This is a genomic window from Rathayibacter sp. Leaf299 (genome assembly GCF_001423055.1).
GTDB classification, from domain to species: domain Bacteria; phylum Actinomycetota; class Actinomycetes; order Actinomycetales; family Microbacteriaceae; genus Rathayibacter; species Rathayibacter caricis.
Window position 1 is genome coordinate 37,812 of record NZ_LMNT01000003.1, and the last position, 16,917, is coordinate 54,728.

Here is a 16,917-nt window from a genome sequence, read left to right on the forward strand (position 1 = left end):
GCTCCGGGTCGGCGTCCTGGCGCTCCAGGGCGACTTCCGCGAGCACGCGGCCGTGCTGCGCGAGCTCGGCGCGGAGGTGGTGCTCGTGCGCCGCCCGGCCGAGCTCGCCTCGGTCGCCGGCCTCGTCATCCCCGGCGGCGAGTCGACGGTCATGGACAAGCTCTCGCGGCTCTTCGGACTCGCGGAGCCGATCGGCGAGGCGATCGCGGCGGGCCTGCCCGTCTACGGCACCTGCGCCGGCCTGATCATGCTCGCCGACCGCGTGCTCGACCGGATCGAGGGCCAGCACAGCTTCGGCGGCCTCGACGTGACCGTGCGCCGCAACGCCTTCGGCAACCAGCTCGACTCCTTCGAGACCGACCTCGACGTGCCGGTGATCGGCGACCCTCCCGTGCACGCGGTCTTCATCCGCGCGCCCATCGTGGAGGAGCTGGGGGAGCGGGCGACCGCCCTCGCGGCGATCGCGGACGGCCGGGTCGTCGCGGTCGAGCAGGGCAACCTGATGGGCACGTCGTTCCACCCGGAGATCACGGGGGACTACCGCTTCCACGAGCTGTTCCTGCGGAAGGTCGCGGCGACGCGCTTCGGAGCCTGACCGTCGCGCGGGGGTGGACCGCGTCGGTGGTGCGCGGCAGTGTAGGGCCATGCCCGAACTCCCCGAAGTGCAGGCGCTCGCGCGCGATCTCGACGGGCGGCTCGGCGGTCACGTCCTCGAACGGCTCGACGTGTTCGCGATCTCGGCGCTCAAGACCGTCGCGATCCCTCCGTCCTCCCTTGCCGGGCAGCCGGTGCACGGAGTCGAGCGGCACGGTAAGTTCCTCGACTTCGCGGTGGGCGACGCGCACGTGCTCCTGCATCTGGCCCGCGCGGGCTGGGTGCGCTGGCGCCCCGAGCGGCCGACCGCTCCCGTGAAGCCCGGCCGCGGACCGCTCGCCGCCCGTTTCGTCCTCGAGGACGGCTCCGGGATCGACGTGACCGAGGCGGGTACCAAGAAGAGCCTCGCCCTCTCGATCGTGGCCGACCCGCGCGACGTCGAGCGCGTCGCCCGACTCGGACCCGATCCGCTGGACCCCGCCTTCACCCGCGAGATCCTCGGTGCGATCCTGGCGACCGCCGGTCGCGCCCAGCTGAAGGGCGTGCTGCGCGACCAGTCGCGGATCGCCGGTATCGGCAACGCCTACTCCGACGAGATCCTGCACGTCGCACGCATGTCGCCGTTCAAGCCCGCGACGCTCACCGCCGAGGAGCTCGACCGCCTCTACTCGGCTCTGCGCTACACCCTCGAGGAGGCGCTCGGCCGGGCCGAAGGGCTGCACGCCGCCGACCTCAAGAAGGAGAAGAAGCTCGGCATGCGCGTGCACGGTCGAACCGGCGAGGCCTGCCCCGTCTGCGGCGACACGATCCGCCAGGTGATCTTCGCCGACTCCACCCTCCAGTACTGCCCCACCTGCCAGACCAACGGGAAGCCCCTCGCGGACAGGGTTCTCTCGCGGTTGCTGAAGTAGCCGGCGCAGCCGGCTGCTTCAGCAACCGCGTCCGAGCCGGTCCCTGCCCGGCTCGGCGCAGTCGGCGCGGTTCCCCTGTCCGAGCCGGTCCCTGCCCGGCTCGGCGCAGTCGGCTTCTCGGCGTGGTCGCGCAGGTGGAGCGTCCTGCGAACGCCTACGGCGATTCGCTGGCACGCGAATCGCCGGTTCGGCTCGCGGGTGGTCGCCGATCCGGCCCCTGCCAGTCGGGACACTGCCTGCTGCTGGTCGAGCAGGCACGCAGCGCCGTATCGAGCGGAGGGGGCGCCTTCGGTGCCAGTGCAGGGCGGGGAAACGGCGGATTTTCTGGAGGACGCGGGTCTCGATACGCCCCTTCGGGGCTACTCGACCAGCAAGGAGGTGGGGATCTCAGGAGGCGCACCCTCACCGATCGTGCGGGAGCCGACGCCGCGTCCGTCCGTCCGGCATCCCACCGCCGCTGCTTCACGGCCACACCCCCCCCTGCTGGTCGAGTAGGTGCGCAGCGCCGTATCGAGACCCACCTTCCCGATCCTGCGGGAGCGTCCTGGCCCCGACGCCCGCATCGGACCCTGTCCTGCGAGCGGCAGCCCGATCACCGCGCGAGGCGAACCGCCGATCCGCGTGCGAGCGGATCGGCGTAGCCGGACGCAGGACGCTCCACCTGCGGGACCGCCTCGGGAAGCCGACCGCGTGGAGCCGGGCGGGGACCGGCTCCGAGAAGCGCTGTGGACCGCCTGGAGCCGGGCGGGGACCGGCTCTGGAGAAGCGCTGCCGACTGCGTGGAGCCGGGCGAGGACCGGCTCCGAGTGGGCGCCGTAATTGGCGGGGGCCGGCTCTCTCCAGGTCGAGGCGAACCGGCGATCCGCGTGCGAGCGGATCGGCGTAGCCGGACGCAGGACGCTCTTCCTGCGCGACCACCCTCGGAAGCCGACCGCGCGGAGCCGGGCAGGGACCGGCTCCGAATCAGCACAGCCGGCTCCGGATTAGACTGATCCAGCTATCAGCGGCGCCTGCGGGGGTCGCATTACGACGATTTTCCGAGGGAGCACCGTGTCCGGGCATTCCAAGTGGGCCACGACCAAGCACCAGAAGGCGATCAAGGACTCGCGTCGCGCGAAGTCGTTCGCCAAGCTGATCAAGAACATCGAGGTCGCCGCCAAGATCGGCGGAGCCGACCTCTCAGGCAACCCGACGCTCGTCGACGCCGTGCAGAAGGCGAAGAAGACGTCGGTCCCGAACGACAACATCGACCGCGCGATCAAGCGCGGCGCCGGCCTCACCGGCGAGGTCATCGACTACACGACGATCATGTACGAGGCGTACGGCCCGAACGGCATCGCCCTGCTCGTCGAGTGCCTCACCGACAACAAGAACCGCGCGGCGGCCGACGTCCGCACCGCCATGACCCGCAACGGCGGCACCATGGCCGACCCGGGCAGCGTGGCCTACAACTTCGCGCGGAAGGGCGTCATCAGCGTGCCCCACGGCGAGAGCGTCACCGAGGACGACGTCCTCGGCGCGGTCCTCGACTTCGGCGTCGACGACGTCCTCGACCACGGCGAGAGCTTCGAGGTCCGTGTCGAGCCGAGCGAGCTCGTGCCGGCCCGGTCGGCGCTGCAGGAGGCGGGCATCGACTACGACTCCGCCGATGTCGAGTTCGTCGCGTCGCTCCAGGTCGAGGCCGACGCCGAGACCGCCCGGAAGGTGTTCCGGCTGATCGACGCGCTCGAGGACTCGGACGACGTGCAGAACGTCTACACGAACCTCGACATCACCGCTGAGGTGCGCGCCGAGCTCGAGAACGAGGAGTGACCCGGTGACCCCGGGTCGACGGGGAGGCGCGCGCTGATGCGCGTCCTCGGGATCGATCCGGGGCTCACCCGGTGCGGCGTCGGCATCGTCGACGTCGCCCGCGATCGGCGGGCCACTCTGGTGCACGTCAGCGTGCTGCGCACTCCCGTCGACGACCCGCTCGAGCGGCGCCTGCTGGCGCTGGGCGACGGCATCGAGGCGCTCCTCGACGAGCACCGCCCGGACGCCGTCGCGATCGAACGCGTCTTCGCGCAGAACAACGTGCGCACCGTCATGGGCATAGCCCAGATCAGCGGAGTGGCGCTCGTCGCGGCGGCCCGCCGCTCCCTCCCGGTCGGCATGCACACGCCGAGCGAGGTGAAGGCCGCGGTCACCGGCTACGGAGCCGCCGACAAGCGGCAGGTCACCGCGATGATCCAGCGCGTACTCCGCCTGGACACGCCTCCGACTCCGGCCGACGCGGCCGATGCGCTGGCCCTCGCGGTCTGCCACGCGTGGCGGGCTCCGCTCGCCGCCGGGCCGTCGTCCGCGACGGAGGGGGAGACGCCGGCGCAGCGTGCGTGGCGCGCCGCGGAGGCCTCCACTCGAACGCCTGTTCGAGCATCTAGACTGACGCGGTGATCTCCTCCCTCCGCGGCACCGTCCTCTCCGCCCGCGGGAGTCTCGCCGTGATCGACGTCCACGGCGTCGGCTACGCGGTCAACGTGACTCCGCAGCACGCGCTCGAGATGCGCGTCGGCGACGAGACGACGGTCACGACCACGCTCATCGTCCGCGAGGACTCGCTCACGCTCTACGGCTTCCCGGACGAGGAGCAGCTCGAGATCTTCGAGCTCCTCATCGCGGTGACCGGAGTCGGGCCGAAGTCGGCTCTGGGGGTCCTCGGGGCTGTCGAGCCCGAGCGCGTCGCGCAGGCGGTCGCCGACGAGGACGACGCTGTGTTCCGCAAGGTCTCGGGCATCGGCCCGAAGACGGCGAAGCTCATCATCCTGTCGCTCGCGGGCAAGCTCGCGGTCCGCCCGCGCGCCGCCCGCGGCTCGGGGCCGGGAGCGACCGCCGCGCAGAGCGTGCTGTCGGCGCTCGTCGGCCTCGGCTGGCCCGAGCGCATCGCGGCCGAGGTGGTCGACGAGATCCTCCTCGACGCCCAGGCGTCCGACGCCACGAACGTGCAGGCGCTCCTGCGCCTCGCACTCGCCCGACTCGGGCCGGCGGCCCGCTCGTGAGCGGCGACGGACTGCTCGGGCCCGAGGTCGTCTCCGAGGCCGAGATCGCCTTCGAGGGCGCGTTGCGGCCCAAGAGCCTCAGCGAGTTCGTCGGGCAGCGCAAGGTCCGCGGGCAGCTCGAGCTGCTGCTGAAGGCCGCGGCGATGCAGGCGCGGACGCCCGACCACATCCTGCTCGCCGGTCCTCCCGGCCTCGGCAAGACCACTCTCGCGATGATCGTCGCGGAGGAGAGCTCGTCGCCGCTGCGCCTCTCGAGCGGCCCGGCGATCCAGCACGCCGGCGACCTCGCCGCCGTCCTGTCGTCGCTCCTGCCCGGCGAGATCCTCTTCATCGACGAGATCCACCGCATGGCGCGCTCCGCCGAGGAGATGCTCTACCTCGCGATGGAGGACTTCCGGATCGACATCATGGTCGGCAAGGGCGCCGGAGCGACGTCGGTGCCGCTCGACCTCGCCCCGTTCACGCTCGTCGGGGCCACCACACGGTCGGGCCTGCTCCCGAACCCCCTCCGCGACCGCTTCGGCTTCACCGCGCACCTCGAGTTCTACGCCGAGGACGAGCTGCGCCAGGTCCTCGCCCGCGCCGCCCGGCTGCTCGAGCTCGACATCGACTCGGACGCGATCGCCGAGATCGCCGGTCGCTGCCGGGGCACGCCCCGCATCGCGAACCGTCTGCTGCGGCGCGTGCGCGACTTCGCCCTCGTGCACGGCGGCCGCGCCGACGTCACGGCCGTCCGGGCCGCGCTCGATCTCTACGACGTCGATGCGCTCGGCCTCGACCGCCTCGACCGCGCCGTCATGGAGATCGTGCTGACCCGGTTCGACGGCGGGCCCGTCGGGCTCAACACCCTCGCCGTCTCGGTGGGGGAGGAGGCCGAGACCGTCGAGGCGGTGGTCGAGCCCTTCCTCGTGCGGATCGGCCTGCTGACCCGCACTCCGCGCGGCCGCGTGGCCACTCCCGCGGCCTGGCGGCATTTCGGGCTCGACCCGCGCGGGGCCGCCGGGTCCCAGCAGTCGCTCTTCGGGGATGACCTATAATCTTCAAGGCCCGACGGGCCGCTCGATCCCGCGCACCCGGCTGAGACGCCGCGCGGAGTCGCCACCCACTCCGGAAGGCTCACCCATGGATCCGACGATCATCCTGCTCGTCCTGCTGCTCGCCGTGATGATCATCTTCATGTTCCGCAACAACAAGAAGCGCCAGCGCGACGCGGAGAACATGAAGAACAACCTGGTCCCGGGGGTCGAGCTGATGACCGGCTCCGGCCTCTTCGGCACCGTCGTCTCGATCGACGACGACGCCAACAAGATCGTCATCGAGTCGACGCCCGGCACGCTGCTGACGATCCACCGCCAGGCCATCGCGCGCCTGATCGACCCGAGCGAGAACGAGATCGCGGCCGACGAGGACGAGACCGTCGCCGTCGACGGCACCGCCCCCGCGTTCGGCGAGCGCGACGCCGCGCACCAGGCCGACCCGCTGGTCGACCCGATCGAGCGCGACCGCAAGCCCGACGCGCAGTAGTCTCCTCGGCGGGCACGGGCGCACGAGCGCCCGGCCCGCCCCTCGTTCCTCCGGGTCCGTCCCGGCACGTCATCGCCGACCGAAGAGAAAGCTGAGCCCTGGGTGGCCGCATCAACCCCCGTCCGGAAGGCCCGGCGCTCTCTGAGCTGGCTCGGTGTCCTGATCCTCGCTCTCGTCGGTCTGAACACCGCCGCCGTCCTCTGGGGCGGCGGGTCCTGGACTCCGAAGCTCGCCCTCGACCTCGAGGGCGGCACGCAGATCGTGCTCCAGCCGCAGCTGAACGACGGTGACACGGTCTCGTCGGAGCAGCTGACCCAGGCCGTCTCGATCATCCGCCAGCGCATCGACGCGTCCGGCGTCTCCGAGGCCGAGATCACGACCCAGGGCTCGAGCAACATCGTCGTCTCCATCCCGGGAACTCCCGACGACGAGACGCTGCAGCGCATCGAGGCGTCGGCGAAGCTCGACTTCCGCCCCGTCCTCGTCGGCAGCCAGGCCACGAACAGCGCGGTCGGAGGCGACGCCACGTCCTCGCCGACGCCCACGCCGGTCGATCCCGCGCTCTCGACCGAGCCCACCGCGGAGCCGACCGACGCCAGCGACCTCGCGTACATCACTCCTGCGCTCGAGGCGCAGTACACCGCGTTCGACTGTGCGTTCCTCAACAGCCAGGATCCGAACCTCGCCCCCGCGGACCAGCCGCTGATCACCTGCGACGACACTGGGACGGTCAAGTACATCCTCGGCCCGGTCGAGGTGACCGGCGAGGACATCGCCGACGCCTCGAACGGCCTCGTCACGACGCAGTCGGGAGCCAGCACCGGCACCTGGGCCGTGAACCTCTCGTTCGACGACGCCGGGACCACCGCCTTCTCGGATGTCACGACCCGCCTCGTCGCCCTGCAGGGCGCGCAGAACCAGTTCGCGATCGTGCTCGACGGACGCGTCATCTCGGCGCCGTCCACCAACGCCGCGATCACCGACGGCAACGCGCAGATCACGGGCTCCTTCACCCAGGAGTCGTCGAAGACGCTCGCGGACCAGCTCAAGTACGGCGCCCTGCCGATCGGCTTCCAGGTGCAGAGCTCGGACAGCATCTCGGCCACGCTCGGCACGGCTCAGCTCGCGAGCGGTCTGCTCGCGGGCCTGATCGGCCTGATCCTCGTCGTCGTCTACTCGCTCGCCCAGTACCGGGTGCTCGGAGCGGTCACGATCGCGTCGCTGATCGTCGCCGCGGTCGTCACCTACCTCGTCGTGACGCTCCTCTCGTGGCGGGAGGGACTGCGCCTCTCGCTCGCGGGAGTCGCGGGTCTGATCGTCGCGATCGGCATCACGGCCGACTCCTTCATCGTCTACTTCGAGCGCATCCGCGACGAGCTCCGCGACGGTCGCGGCCTGGAGTCGGCGGTCGAGGCCGGCTGGCGGCGTGCGCTGCGCACCATCTTCGCCTCCGACATGGTGAACCTGCTCGCGGCGGTGGTGCTGTTCATCCTCGCCGTCGGCAGCGTCCGCGGCTTCGCCTTCACCCTCGGCATCACGACGCTGATCGACCTCGTGGTCGTGATCCTCTTCACGCACCCGATGCTGCAGCTGCTCGCCACGACACGGTTCTTCTCGGACGGGCACAAGCTCTCCGGGCTCGACCCCCGGGCCCTGGGCGCCGTCTACCGGGGCCGTGCGGCGTTCCGTCCGCAGGACGCCGTCGTCGCCGGCAAGGGCTCGTCCGCCGCCCGTGAGGCCGCGAAGCGCCAGACCATCGCCGAGCGCAAGGCCGCCGAGGCGGCGCGCACCCCCGGCTCCTCCGACTCGACCAAGGACGCGTGATGGCCAGCTTCTCGCAGTTCGGCAACGACCTCTACACCGGCAAGCGCTCGATCGACTTCGTCGGACGGCGCCGCACCTGGTACCTGATCTCGCTCGTCCTGATCCTGATCACGGTGCTCGGCACGGTCGCCCGCGGCGGCTTCAACTTCAGCATCGAGTTCACCGGCGGCTCCGAGTTCACGGTCTCCTCGCCGTCGAGCCTCGACCAGGCGACGGCGACCGACGCGGTCACCGCGGTCTCGCCCGAGACCGTTCCGCGCGTCTCGGTGGTCGGCGACGACTCGATCCGCGTGCAGACCGATCAGCTCTCGACGGACGAGTCGACCGCGGTCCGCAACTCCCTCGCCGAGGCGTACGACGTCCCGAACGACCAGGTCACGTCCTCCTTCATCGGAGCATCGTGGGGCAACGACATCACGCAGCAGGCCCTGCGCGGTCTGATCATCTTCGTGGTGCTCGCCTCGCTGGCCATGTGGGCCTACTTCCGCACCTGGAAGATGTCGCTCGCCGCGATCGTCGCCCTCGTGCACGACCTCGTGATCGTCGCCGGCGTCTACGGCATCACCGGCACGGAGGTGTCGCCCGCCGCGGTCATCGGCCTCCTGACGATCCTCGGCTACTCGCTCTACGACACCGTGGTGGTGTTCGACAAGATCCGCGAGAACACGGCCGAGGCGCTGGGCAGCACGACGAAGACGTTCGCCGAGACGGTGAACCTCGCCGAGAACCAGACCCTGGTCCGCTCGATCAACACGTCGATCGTGGCGGCGCTGCCCGTCGGCGCGATCCTCGTGATCGGCGCGTTCGTGCTCGGAGCCGGAACGCTCCGCGACATCTCACTCGCCCTGCTGATCGGCATCATCGTCGGCACGTACTCGACGATCTTCGTCGCGGCGCCCCTCTACGCGCAGCTGCGCGGCCGGGAGGTCGACGTCGCCCGCAATGACAAGCGCGTCGAGGCGGCGCGCCTGAAGGCGGGCACGCCCGCCGTCGAGCAGAGCGCGTAGGAGCAGCGATGGCCGAGTTCTCGCAGGTCTCCGCGGCCGACGCCGTCGGACTCGTCGCGCGCGACGAGGTGTGGCTCCTGGACGTCCGGGAGCCGCACGAGTGGGCGCTCGGCCACGCCGCCGCCGCGCACCACATCCCGATGAACCAGATCGGCGCACGCCAGGACGAGCTGCCCGCGGAGGCGCCGATCCTGGTCGTCTGCCACTCCGGGGTCCGCTCCGCGATGGTCGTCCAGGCCCTCGAGGGCGCGGGCTACGAGGCGGCCAACGTCGACGCCGGGATGACCGCGTGGGCGGCCGCCGGGGGAGACGTCGTCGACGACGAGGGGCGCCCCGGACGCATCGACTGACGGCTCCGGGTTTCGCCCCGGGCGGATCGGTCGGCGGCACGTTCCGCAGGCGCGATAATGGGGCGATGGAGATGCCCGCGTGACGGAAACCACGACCACGTCGTCGACCGCTGCCCTGCGCAGACTGGTCCCCCGGATCTTCTCGCGCGCGCAGCCCTCGGGTGCGGTCGACACCCTCGTGCGCACGGTGCGGATGCACCACCCCAAGAGCGACATCGCCCTCATCGAGCGCGCGTACTCGGTCGCCGAGCGCGCCCACTCGGGGCAGAAGCGCCGGAGCGGCGAGCCCTACATCACGCACCCGCTCGCGGTCGCGCAGATCCTGGCCGATCTCGGCATCGGCTCGAAGACCATCGCCGCGGCCCTCCTGCACGACACGGTCGAGGACACCGACTACAAGCTCGACGAGCTCCGCGCCGACTTCGGCGACGAGGTCGCGATGCTGGTCGACGGCGTCACCAAGCTCGACAAGGTCAAGTACGGCGACAGCGCCCAGGCCGAGACGGTCCGCAAGATGATCGTGGCGATGTCGAAGGACATCCGCGTCCTGATCATCAAGCTCGCCGACCGCCTGCACAACGCACGGACCTGGGGCTTCGTGCCCGCCGAGTCCGCCGCCCGCAAGGCGACCGAGACGCTCGAGATCTACGCGCCCCTCGCGCACCGCCTCGGCATCCAGGCGATCAAGTGGGAGCTCGAGGACCTGTCGTTCGCGGTGCTCTATCCCAAGATCTACAACGAGATCGAGAGCCTCGTGAAGCGCCGGACGCCTCAGCGCGAGGAGTTCGTGCAGAGCGTCATCGACCTGATCGGCGAGGATCTGCGGGCCGGCAAGATCCGCGGGCGCGTCGTCGGGCGTCCGAAGCAGTACTACTCGATCTATCAGAAGATGGTCGTCCGAGGCCGCGAGTTCGACGAGATCTACGACCTGGTCGGCATCCGCGTGCTCGTGAACTCGGTCCGTGACTGCTACGCCGTGCTGGGGTCGATCCACGCGCGCTGGACGCCGATGCCGGGCCGGTTCAAGGACTACATCGCGACCCCGAAGTTCAACCTCTACCAGTCGCTGCACACGACGGTCGTCGGCCCCAAGGGCCGGGCCGTCGAGATCCAGATCCGCACCAACGAGATGCATCAGCACGCCGAGTTCGGCATCGCGGCGCACTGGAAGTACAAGGAGCAGATGGCGACGGGCAAGGTGCCCACGTCCGGCTCGAACGACACCGACCTCGCCTGGCTGGCGCACCTCTCGGACTGGCAGTCCGAGACGACCGACCCGAACGAGTTCCTCGACTCCCTCCGCTTCGAGATCGGCGCGAAGGAGGTCTACGTCTTCACTCCGAAGGGCCGGGTCATCGGCCTGCCCACCGGAGCGACCCCGGTCGACTTCGCCTACGCCGTGCACACCGAGGTCGGCCACCGCACGATGGGCGCCAAGGTCAACGGCCGTCTGGTGCCGCTCGAGTCCTCGCTGACCACCGGCGACGTCGTCGAGGTGTTCACCTCGAAGAACCCCGACAGCGGCCCGAGCCAGGACTGGCTGAACTTCGTGCAGAGCCCGCGGGCCCGCAACAAGATCCGCCAGTGGTTCACGAAGGAGCGCCGCGACGAGGCGATCGAGCAGGGCAAGGACTCCATCGCCCGCGCGATGCGCAAGCAGAACCTGCCGCTGCAGAAGCTGATGAGCCAGGACACCTTCACCGAGGTGGCGAGCCAGCTGCGCTACAACGACGTGGAGGCGCTCTACGCGGCCGTCGGCGAGGGGCACGTGTCGACGCAGTCGGTGCTCGAGAAGGTCGTCGCGTCGATCCAGGGCGATCCGGAGTCGGACGAGAACGAGGTCACGCTCCCGCGCTCCCCGCGACCGCGGAGCCGCAGCAGCGAGTCGGGCGTCCTGGTCAAGGGCGCGCCGGACATCCTGGTCAAGCTCGCGAAGTGCTGCACCCCGGTCCCGGGCGACCAGATCGTCGGCTTCGTCACACGCGGAGCCGGGGTCTCGGTCCACCAGGCCAACTGCCACAACGTGCAGGAGCTCCTGAAGGAGCCCGAGCGGATCGTGGACGTGGAGTGGGCGCCGTCCTCCAAGAGCATCTTCCTGGTGCAGATCCAGGTCGAGGCGCTGGACCGCTCCGGTCTGCTGAGCGACGTGACGCGCGTGCTCTCGGAGCACCACGTCAACATCCTCTCGGCGACGGTGTCGACCTCCAGTGACCGGCTCGCGATCAGCCGCTTCGTCTTCGAGATGGGCGACACCACTCACCTCGACCGCGTGCTGAACGCCGTCCGGCGCATCGACGCCGTCTACGACGTGTACCGGGTCAACGCGGGCTGAGAGGCCCTCACGGCGGCCGCGCGCCCAGCGCGGCCGTCAGTCGGCGTTCGGCGATGCGGCGTCCTGCCACGGCGCTTCCCGCCGACTCGAGTGCGGCGAGGACGTCCTCCAGAGCGGTGCCGGTCGTCAGCGCGAGCGACCGGAGCAGGGAGTCGTCGCAGGCGTCCGGGACGCGGGTCAGGTCGATCAGGGTGCGCACCGGAGTCGTGACCGGGCAGCCGCCGATCGAGACGACGTCCGCGGCGGGCAGCCGGACCTCGTGGAAGCGCACGCGGGCACGGGGCTGTGGCCGGAGGCGATGCTCGCGGTCGATCGAGGCGCTGTGCAGCGCGGGCGGCTCGGTCGTCGCTCCGTGCACCCAGGCGGCGCTCGAGCGGTCGGCGACCGTGCCGCGCGGCAGGACCGCGAGGAGCGCGGCCCCCCGCTCCGCTGCTCCGGTCGGCAGATCGCACAGCACGAATCCCTCGTCGAGAGCGCGGAGCTCGCCGTCGAGGCGGGCGGCGCACAGCTCCGCGAGCGGGAGATGGCCGGGGAGCAGAACGGAGGGGAGGCGCGTCATCCCTCGAGAGTGGACGACGCGCCTCCCCTCCGGAGGCGTTCACGGCGATCTGTGGAGGGATCGGCGCAGGGGAGGGAGGACCCTCCGATCAGCCCAGGGCGTCCAGCCACACCTTGCGGGCGTCGAGCGCCTCCTGCGCCTGGGCGATGGCCGCGCGGTCGCCGCGGGCCTTCGCCTCGTCGAGCTCGTCCTGCAGCTTCTGGATCGCCGAGGTGAGCTGCGAGGCGAGACCCTCGGAGCGCGCCTTCCGCTCGGGGTTGCTGCGGTTCCAGTGCTCCTCGTCGAGCTTGCGCACGTGCGCCTCGACCTTGCGGAGCCGGTCCTCGATCGTGCGGACCTGCTCGCGGGGAACGCGGCCGACCTCGTCCCATCGCTCCTGGATGGAGAGGAGCGCGCGCTTGGCCTTCTCGCGGTCCTGCTCCTGCAGGAGCGGCTCGGCCTCCTCGAGGAGGGCGAGCTTGCGGTCGAGGTTCTCGGTGTACTCGACGCTCTCCTGCGCGACGATCTCGGCCTTCGCGCCGTAGATCGCATCGCCGGCCGCCTTGAAGCGGGCCCAGAGCGCGTCGTCGAACCGCTTGCCGGCGCGTCCGGCGACCCGCCAGCTCTCGAGGAGGGTGCGGTACTCCGGGATCGCGTCGGCGCCGCGCGGCACGAGCGCCTCGGCCTGGTCGATCAGCGACTGCTTCGCCGCCTTCGCCTCGCGGTGCGCGGAGTCGAGGTCGGCGAAGAACGCCTTGCGGTTCTGCTCGATCGTGGTGCGGGCACCGCGGAAGCGGCGCCAGAGCTCGTTGGCCTCGTTCTTGGGCAGCCGGGGACCCTGCTGCTGGTGGCTCTGCCAGCGGGCGAACAGCTCGTCGATCGCGGCGCTCGCCTGCTTCCACTGCGTCTTGGCGGGGTCGACGGCCGCGAGGGCCTCGGCCTCGGCCACGATCGCCTCGCGGTACGCGAGCGCCTCGGCCAGCACGGCCTTCGACTCGGCGGCCTGCTGCTCGGTGAGGTCCTCGACCGATCCGCTCAGTGCGCTGACGCGGGCCCGCAGGGCCTCGAGATCGCCGACGGCGTGCGCCTCGGCGATCGCCGCGGTCAGCGACTGCACGGTCCGGGCGACGTCCGCGGCGGGTGCTCCGCGCTTCGCCCGCTGCTCGAGCAGGGAGACCTGCCCGGCCAGCTCGGTGTACTTGCGCTCGTAGTAGGCGAGCGCCTCCTCGGGGGTGGCGTCGGGGTACTGGCCGACCTCGCGCTCCCCGTCTCCGACTCGGACGTAGACCGTCCCGTCGTCGTCGACTCGTCCCCACGGCTGCTGGTCACTCATCGCTCGGAGCCTCACCTTGCTGTTCGATGTCGTGCTGTTCGATGTCCGTCGCGTCGGGTGGCCGATCGGGCTCGACGGCCGGTAGGCCGGGTACCGCGCTCGGCCGCGAACGGGCAGTGACGATCAGCCTATTGCACGGGGGCGCCCCCGGCTCCTGCCCGCGTGGGCGGCGGCCGGCCTCAGCGCGTCTACTGGAGCGTGACGGAGGTGATCGCGACCGGCTCGGCGGGAGCGCCGTCGGTGGATCCGTCGGCTGTGCCCTTCGCGACGACGTCGGCCACGAGGGCGTCGAGCCCGGAGGTCACCTGCCCGATCACGGTGTAGCCGCCGGCCGCGTCGGCGGGGAGGGTCGTGTCCTCGTAGACGACGAAGAACTGGCTCCCCTGGCTGTAGCCGTTGCCCGACTGCCGCGCCATCGCGATGGTCCCCGCGGGGTAGAGCCCGTCCTCCGGGGCGTTCTCGACGGGGCCGTAGCTGTAGCCCGGTCCGCCGGTGCCGTCCCCGTCGGGGTCGCCGCACTGGAGGACGAAGAGGCCCTCGGTGGTCAGGCGGTGGCAGGAGACGCCGTCGTAGAAGCCCGACTGCGCGAGGGAGAGGAAGGAGGAGACGGCCTGCGGGGCCGCAGCGCCGGCGAGCGTGATCCCCAGTACGTCCGTGTTGATCGTCATCTCACCGGTCCAGTCGCGGCCCTCGGCGATGTCGGCCGAGGGCACATCGCCGGTGTTCTCGCCGGTGGCGGCGGGGGTCGGGGTCGCACTCGCGCTCGAGGACGGCTCGGCGACGGGGGTGCCCGGTCCGCCGGAGAAGTAGAGGACCTGGGCGAGGACGGCGAGGGCGATCACGACGACTCCGGCCACGGCGGCGATCACGTTGTCGCGTCGGCGGCGCTCCGCCCGCGTGCGGTGGAGGGCCTGGCGGGCCTGGTAGGCCCGGAGCCGGGTGCGCGCCTCGCGATCGTTCGACTTTCCCTGGGCCACGTGTTCCTCCGACGTCTCCGGTCGCGCCCCGGCGGCGCGGCGCTCCGCGCGCAGGCGCAGACCGAGAGGAGCCTACGAGAATCGGCGCGGCGACTCCACACGGCGCTCCGCCCGCGCCGGTGCCCGTGTCGGAGCCCCTGGTTACGCTGGTGCGCATGACCATGCAGCAGGCAGGACTCCGCTCGGGGGCGACTCCGCTCGCCGTGCGGATGCGCCCGCGCAGCCTCGACGAGGTCGCCGGGCAGCGCCACCTGCTGACGCGGGGCTCGCCCCTCGTCGCCCTCGCCGCCGACACCACGGGGGAGCGCGGCGCCGTGTCGGTCATCCTGTGGGGGCCGCCGGGCACCGGCAAGACGACGCTCGCGCAGGCCGTGGCGCACTCGAGCGGGCGGCGGTTCGTCGAGCTGTCGGCGGTCACGGCCGGAGTGAAGGACGTGCGGCAGGTGATGGAGGAGGCGCTCTCCACGCGCGATCTGTACGGCACCTCGACGGTCCTGTTCCTCGACGAGATCCACCGCTTCACCAAGGCGCAGCAGGACGCGCTGCTGCCGGGGGTCGAGAACGGCTGGGTCATCCTGATCGCCGCGACGACCGAGAACCCGTCGTTCTCGGTGATCGCGCCTCTGCTGTCGCGCTCGCTCCTGCTCACCCTCGAGCCGCTGAGCGACGACGACCTCGGGATCCTGGTCGATCGCGCCCTCGTCGACGAGCGCGGGCTGCGTGGCACGGTCGCCCTCGATCCCGAGGCCCGGGCGAGCATCGTCCGGCTGGCCTCGGGCGACGCGCGCCGCGCGCTGACGGCGCTCGAGGCGGCGGCGACGTCCGCGCGCTCCGACGCGAGGGAGGCGGACAGGGCCGCGCGCGCGTCCGACTCCGACGAGGAGGACGACGAGGACGAGGACGTCCCCGTCGAGGACGACGCCCCGGCCCCGGAGCCCGAGCTCCCGCTCATCACGACCGAGGTCGTCGCCCGCGCGGTCGACCGGGCGCTGCTGCGCTACGACCGCAACGGCGACGAGCACTACGACGTCATCAGCGCGTTCATCAAGTCGATCCGCGGCTCCGACGTCGATGCGGCACTGCACTACCTCGCTCGGATGATCGAGGCGGGGGAGGATCCGCGGTTCATCGCCCGGCGGATCATCGTCTCGGCCTCCGAGGACATCGGCATGGCCGACCCGCAGGCGCTGGTCATCGCCGTGGCGGCCGCCGACGCCGTCCAGCTCATCGGCATGCCGGAGGGGCGGATCCCGCTCGCCCAGGCCGTCGTGCACCTCGCGACCGCTCCCAAGTCGAACGCGTCCTACACCGCGCTCGACGCGGCCATCGCCGACGTGCGCGCGGGCAAGGCGGGCCGGGTGCCGCCGCACCTGCGCGACGCGCACTACCCGGGCGCCAAGCGGCTCGGCCACGGGAAGGGCTACCGCTACCCGCACGACGCCGACCTGGGCGTCCTGCAGCAGCAGTACCTGCCGGACTCGCTCGACGGCGCGCGGTACTACGAGCCGACCGAGCACGGCAACGAGCGGGACGTCTCGGCTCGGCTGTCGAAGCTGATGAGGATCATCCGGGGCTCCTGAGCAACCGAGTGAAGGCCGATCGGCGCCGAAGCCGATCCGGGCGGAGACCGCGCAGGGCTGAGGAACGCGGCTCCTCCGTGATAGTCTTCTCCGGTTGCCCACCGCTCTGTAGCCGAGCGGAGCAGCGCATCCCTCTGAATCGCGCAGCTCGTCACCGCGGTCACCCTTCCGCACGCACCCGCGAGCGGACACGACCACGGCGCCCGCGCTCCACCCGGAGCGCGTCGGCGAGAGCTGCGACCGAACCTCTCAGACCTTGGAAGGACCACAGTGTCGACCACCTCCCGTTCACGCTCGAAGACGCGCCTCTCGCGCGCCCTCGGCATTCCGCTGACCCCGAAGGCCGCCCGCTACCTCGAGAAGCGTCCCTACGCTCCCGGTGAGCACGGCCGCTCGAAGCGCAAGGCCGACTCCGACTACGCGGTCCGCCTGCGTGAGAAGCAGCGTCTGCGCGCCCAGTACGGCATCCGCGAGAAGCAGCTCCGCATCGCCTTCGGCGAGGCCCGCCGCACCCAGGGCCTGACCGGTGAGAACCTGGTCGAGCTCCTCGAGATGCGCCTCGACGCCCTCGTCCTGCGCTCCGGATTCGCCCGCACCACGGCGCAGGCCCGCCAGTTCGTGACCCACCGTCACATCCTCGTCGACGGCAAGACCGTCGACCGTCCCTCCTTCCGTGTGAAGCCGGGCCAGGTCATCCACGTCAAGCAGCGCTCCGAGGGCACCGAGCCCTTCCAGGTCGCCGCCGCCGGTGGACACGTCGACGTGCTCCCCAAGACCCCGGGCTACCTCGAGGTCGAGATCGACAAGCTCCAGGCGACGCTGCTGCGTCGTCCGAAGCGCGCCGAGGTCCCCGTGACCTGCGAGGTCCAGCTGGTCGTCGAGTACTACGCCGCCCGCTGATCCACTCCTGAC

At 71.3% G+C, this 16,917-nt stretch carries 16 protein-coding genes; 13 read left to right on the top strand and 3 right to left on the bottom strand.

From position 1 onward, the window contains the following. Nucleotides 1-16: 16 nt before the first annotated feature. The 11 genes from pdxT (at nucleotide 17) to ASF48_RS11860 (ending at nucleotide 11,577) form a co-directional block, all read left to right on the top strand. A complete protein-coding gene (pdxT, locus tag ASF48_RS11810; protein WP_055793074.1) occupies nucleotides 17-595 on the top strand; it encodes a pyridoxal 5'-phosphate synthase glutaminase subunit PdxT in 579 nt (192 codons plus the stop codon). Nucleotides 596-644: 49 nt separating this feature from the next. After that, entirely contained in the window at nucleotides 645-1,505 is an 861-nt protein-coding gene (locus tag ASF48_RS11815; RefSeq protein ID WP_055791736.1) for an Fpg/Nei family DNA glycosylase, read from the top strand. 1,050 nt (nucleotides 1,506-2,555) lie between these two features. Continuing rightward, nucleotides 2,556-3,317: a YebC/PmpR family DNA-binding transcriptional regulator gene (locus ASF48_RS11820; protein WP_055791739.1), complete on the top strand. Its 762-nt coding sequence runs from the start codon at nucleotides 2,556-2,558 to the stop codon at nucleotides 3,315-3,317. Nucleotides 3,318-3,353: 36 nt separating this feature from the next. Continuing rightward, a complete protein-coding gene (gene ruvC / locus ASF48_RS11825; protein ID WP_055791742.1) occupies nucleotides 3,354-3,938 on the top strand; it encodes a crossover junction endodeoxyribonuclease RuvC in 585 nt (194 codons plus the stop codon). After that, nucleotides 3,935-4,540 carry a Holliday junction branch migration protein RuvA gene (gene ruvA, locus ASF48_RS11830; protein WP_055791744.1) on the top strand — a complete coding sequence of 202 codons (606 nt, stop codon included), beginning with the start codon at nucleotides 3,935-3,937 and terminating at the stop codon, nucleotides 4,538-4,540. Before ruvC ends, ruvA begins: the two co-directional genes overlap by 4 nt. After that, complete coding sequence (gene ruvB, locus ASF48_RS11835) at nucleotides 4,537-5,577, top strand: Holliday junction branch migration DNA helicase RuvB (RefSeq protein ID WP_055791747.1); 1,041 nt, start codon at nucleotides 4,537-4,539, stop codon at nucleotides 5,575-5,577. Before ruvA ends, ruvB begins: the two co-directional genes overlap by 4 nt. Nucleotides 5,578-5,662: 85 nt before the next feature. Then, nucleotides 5,663-6,064: a preprotein translocase subunit YajC gene (gene yajC / locus ASF48_RS11840; protein WP_055791750.1), complete on the top strand. Its 402-nt coding sequence runs from the start codon at nucleotides 5,663-5,665 to the stop codon at nucleotides 6,062-6,064. 102 nt (nucleotides 6,065-6,166) lie between these two features. Then, nucleotides 6,167-7,888 carry a protein translocase subunit SecD gene (secD, locus tag ASF48_RS11845; RefSeq protein WP_055791753.1) on the top strand — a complete coding sequence of 574 codons (1,722 nt, stop codon included), beginning with the start codon at nucleotides 6,167-6,169 and terminating at the stop codon, nucleotides 7,886-7,888. Beyond that, nucleotides 7,888-8,895 (top strand): protein translocase subunit SecF, encoded by a 1,008-nt coding sequence (gene secF, locus ASF48_RS11850; RefSeq protein WP_055791755.1) that lies wholly within the window; start codon nucleotides 7,888-7,890, stop codon nucleotides 8,893-8,895. Before secD ends, secF begins: the two co-directional genes overlap by 1 nt. An 8-nt stretch (nucleotides 8,896-8,903) precedes the next feature. Then, nucleotides 8,904-9,245: a rhodanese-like domain-containing protein gene (locus tag ASF48_RS11855; RefSeq protein ID WP_055791758.1), complete on the top strand. Its 342-nt coding sequence runs from the start codon at nucleotides 8,904-8,906 to the stop codon at nucleotides 9,243-9,245. 79 nt (nucleotides 9,246-9,324) lie between these two features. Next, the gene (locus ASF48_RS11860) at nucleotides 9,325-11,577 is read left to right on the top strand and encodes a RelA/SpoT family protein (RefSeq protein ID WP_055791761.1); all 2,253 of its coding nucleotides are present in this window, start codon (nucleotides 9,325-9,327) and stop codon (nucleotides 11,575-11,577) included. A gap of 7 nt (nucleotides 11,578-11,584) precedes the next feature. On the opposite strand, the gene ASF48_RS11865 is transcribed toward ASF48_RS11860, so the two are convergent. From ASF48_RS11865 to ASF48_RS11875, 3 genes are all read right to left on the bottom strand, one after another. Further along, a complete protein-coding gene (locus tag ASF48_RS11865; RefSeq protein WP_055791764.1) occupies nucleotides 11,585-12,136 on the bottom strand; it encodes a type IV toxin-antitoxin system AbiEi family antitoxin in 552 nt (183 codons plus the stop codon). Between the two features lie 88 nt (nucleotides 12,137-12,224). Beyond that, nucleotides 12,225-13,448, bottom strand: coding sequence for a DUF349 domain-containing protein (locus tag ASF48_RS11870; protein ID WP_055791767.1), 1,224 nt, complete (start codon nucleotides 13,446-13,448; stop codon nucleotides 12,225-12,227). 188 nt (nucleotides 13,449-13,636) lie between these two features. After that, nucleotides 13,637-14,425: a peptidylprolyl isomerase gene (locus tag ASF48_RS11875; RefSeq protein ID WP_055791769.1), complete on the bottom strand. Its 789-nt coding sequence runs from the start codon at nucleotides 14,423-14,425 to the stop codon at nucleotides 13,637-13,639. Between the two features lie 155 nt (nucleotides 14,426-14,580). Between ASF48_RS11875 and ASF48_RS11880 the strand changes: the two genes are divergently transcribed. Both ASF48_RS11880 and rpsD read left to right on the top strand, forming a co-directional pair. Then, complete coding sequence (locus ASF48_RS11880; RefSeq protein WP_082481403.1) at nucleotides 14,581-16,005, top strand: replication-associated recombination protein A; 1,425 nt, start codon at nucleotides 14,581-14,583, stop codon at nucleotides 16,003-16,005. A 270-nt stretch (nucleotides 16,006-16,275) separates the two neighbouring features. After that, nucleotides 16,276-16,905, top strand: coding sequence for a 30S ribosomal protein S4 (rpsD, locus tag ASF48_RS11885; RefSeq protein ID WP_055791772.1), 630 nt, complete (start codon nucleotides 16,276-16,278; stop codon nucleotides 16,903-16,905). Nucleotides 16,906-16,917: the final 12 nt, after the last annotated feature.

What these genes read in the sequence shown, in the direction of transcription:
- ASF48_RS11815 (WP_055791736.1), top strand. Translation starts at nt 645, where the DNA reads ATGCCCGAACTCCCCGAAGTGCAGGCGCTCGCGCGCGATCTCGACGGG.
- ruvC (WP_055791742.1), top strand. Translation starts at nt 3,354, where the DNA reads ATGCGCGTCCTCGGGATCGATCCGGGGCTCACCCGGTGCGGCGTCGGC.
- yajC (WP_055791750.1), top strand. Translation starts at nt 5,663, where the DNA reads ATGGATCCGACGATCATCCTGCTCGTCCTGCTGCTCGCCGTGATGATC.
- secF (WP_055791755.1), top strand. Translation starts at nt 7,888, where the DNA reads ATGGCCAGCTTCTCGCAGTTCGGCAACGACCTCTACACCGGCAAGCGC.
- ASF48_RS11855 (WP_055791758.1), top strand. Translation starts at nt 8,904, where the DNA reads ATGGCCGAGTTCTCGCAGGTCTCCGCGGCCGACGCCGTCGGACTCGTC.
- ASF48_RS11865 (WP_055791764.1), bottom strand. Translation starts at nt 12,136, where the DNA reads ATGACGCGCCTCCCCTCCGTTCTGCTCCCCGGCCATCTCCCGCTCGCG.
- ASF48_RS11870 (WP_055791767.1), bottom strand. Translation starts at nt 13,448, where the DNA reads ATGAGTGACCAGCAGCCGTGGGGACGAGTCGACGACGACGGGACGGTC.
- ASF48_RS11880 (WP_082481403.1), top strand. Translation starts at nt 14,581, where the DNA reads ATGACCATGCAGCAGGCAGGACTCCGCTCGGGGGCGACTCCGCTCGCC.